Raw genomic sequence first — 2,714 nt, forward strand, 5'->3', positions numbered from 1 at the left:
GATTAAAAAAGCATTATGGCATAGAATATGAATATTATAAGAATAAAAAGTATTCGTTGATGTATATTTTTTCGAAAAGAGTGTTACAAACAGAACTATTCGCACCTATCTGCCCTTAAGTTTTATTTCATTTCAAAAATGGTTACTTCGCTGACCACCTTTTTTTGAATCTTCCATCCTTTCCAACTCAACTTCCTATATTAAAATGCTTTTACCCCCTCGAACCAAACGCATACTATCCTAAATTCAAAATTTCGTTAACTTAATAAATAGCTTTTTCTCCAACGTTCCTCCTGAGCATCAAGAGACTTGTCTTATTTGACCACTGATAAAGTATCCCCATGAAATATCCTCTTACATTCTAATTTCCCTTGATTCAATTTCAATGAAATGTATTATTTCTGTTAGTTAGTAAAATGCCATCAGATCTATTTTTATATTTATAATTTTAACCTCTGGACACATTCTTTCACTTTTCGAATACATTCTTCGGTAAAATCATCAGTTCGTTATCCACGACTAGTAAATAGTCAAAATCATTATCCGCATCCATGACTAAAACCTAATTCACTAAATTTATTAAATGCTTTATAACTGTTTACTTTTATCGTCGATTACTTCATTCGAAATGCTAATCAATCATTTAAAGACGTATATAAGAAAGTAGGAATTAATATGAGTAGAAATAAGCGCATAATGTTCGTTGTATTATTAGATGTCGGAATTCTCATGTTTGCTGCATTTTTATCACTGTTCTTCTTGAGTCCTTATGTATCTTTTTCAGTCGGTCATATTGTATCAACATTAGGGGTTACCAGTTTAATGTATCTACTATTCGCATATGGGTTACAGATATTTACTAAGATGAATCACTTTACCACAATAATGGAAGTCATCACTTTAAGCTATTGTATATTTCTTAGTTTTTCGTTATCTACTTTTATTTCTCTAATTACAGTCAGAGAAACAAGTCTACGTTATTTTGTTTTACATTTCATTTTTTCGAGTATAGGAATCATTGCTAGTCGAGTATTCATACGAATTTATTTTGAATATGATTACAAAAAGAGAAATACAACTAAATCAGAAGAGGCTGTTAGAACATTGTTAGTAGGAGCAGGAAATGGTGGAAGTTTATTTATTCGAAATTTAAAAAATTATTCTAATAAACTAAATCTGGTTGGTATTGTTGATGATGATGTTAACAAACAAGGATTTTTAGTTTGCGGGGTAAAGGTCATAGGCACCATAGCTGATATTCCAAGTCTTGTAAATGATCATAACGTTGATCAAGTAACAATTGCGATTCCTTCACTTTCTCCTTCAAGGGTAGAAGACATTGTTGATGCGTGTAACAAGGGGAATGTTGCATTCAATCAGATGCCATATATTGAAGATTTTCTTCTAGGTAAAATGCCAAATATCTCCAACAGAGATATTAACGTAGCCGATTTACTTGGAAGAGAAGAGGTGACATTGGATACACAGACGATCTTTGAAAATACAAAAGGAAAAACAATACTCGTTAGTGGAGCAGGAGGATCGATAGGTTCGGAAATTGTCCGACAATTATCTCGATTTTCACCAGAGAGAATAGTATTACTTGGACATGGGGAAAATTCTATCTATCACATTCATAAAGAAATGAGAGGGGAAAAGCACTCTTTGATCCACTATGTTCCTGTTATTGCGGATGTCCAGGATAAATTACGAATGGAAGAAGTAATGAGAGTATATAAACCTCAATTTGTATTCCATGCCGCTGCTCACAAACATGTGCCACTAATGGAATATAATCCGCATGAAGCTTTGAAAAATAATGTATACGGCACCAAGAATATTGCGGAAGCCTCTAAAAAATATAACGTGGATACATTTATAATGATTTCTTCCGATAAGGCCGTGAATCCTACCAATGTTATGGGAGCAAGTAAACGCATTGCAGAAATGATTGTAACCGGGTTAAATGAACCTGATAAAACCGTCTTTTCAGCAGTAAGATTCGGGAACGTCCTAGGAAGTAGAGGCAGCGTGGTCCCGTTATTTCAGGAACAAATAAAAAATGGCGGACCTGTAACGATTACTGATTTTCGAATGACCCGTTATTTTATGACGATTCCTGAAGCTAGTCGTCTCGTTATTCAGGCCGGCATGTGCGCTGAAGGGGGGGAAGTATTTGTTTTAGACATGGGGGACCCGGTCAAGATTCTGGATCTGGCAAAGAAAATCGTTAAATTAAGTGGCTATTCTGAAAAAGAGATCCCTCTTATAGAAACCGGTATCCGTTCTGGGGAGAAACTGTATGAAGAATTGCTTATTAAGAACGAACTTACTGAGAGAAAAGTGTTTGACAAAATTTTCGTTGGCAGAAGTAAACCTGAACCACTGTTAAGTATCTATAGAAATTTAGCTAGATGGGAGATGCTTACTGCAGAGGAATTAAGAGATGAGTGGCTGGAGTATACCAATGAACAACCTATTGTGAAGACTATATCTCAAAAAAGAGATGTTCGAGCTTCTGTCTCTATGGTACAGGAAAGTACGGCAAATATTTAAGCTGAAGATTGCAAAGCGTAATATTAAAATCTTTGAAAGACTTAATAACAATTTAAATAATTTGAAAATGAATGTCTAATACACTGGATCAAAAATCTGTAAGTGAAAAATATACCGAATTTTCAAAAAAGTAATTTATCTATATTCATTGTCAAATA

1 protein-coding gene is annotated in these 2,714 nt (G+C 34.0%); it reads left to right on the plus strand.

Translation table 11 applies throughout. The features are described from left to right. The first annotated feature begins 675 nt into the window (after positions 1 to 675). The gene (locus tag AX762_RS11290; RefSeq protein WP_083432949.1) at positions 676 to 2,556 is read left to right on the plus strand and encodes a nucleoside-diphosphate sugar epimerase/dehydratase; all 1,881 of its coding nucleotides are present in this window, start codon (positions 676 to 678) and stop codon (positions 2,554 to 2,556) included. The last annotated feature ends 158 nt before the right edge of the window (positions 2,557 to 2,714 follow it).

The organism is Alkalibacterium sp. 20, from assembly GCF_001885615.1.
Classification (GTDB): Bacteria; Bacillota; Bacilli; order Lactobacillales; family Carnobacteriaceae_A; genus Alkalibacterium.

What these genes read in the sequence shown, in the direction of transcription:
- AX762_RS11290 (WP_083432949.1), top strand. Translation starts at nt 676, where the DNA reads ATGAGTAGAAATAAGCGCATAATGTTCGTTGTATTATTAGATGTCGGA.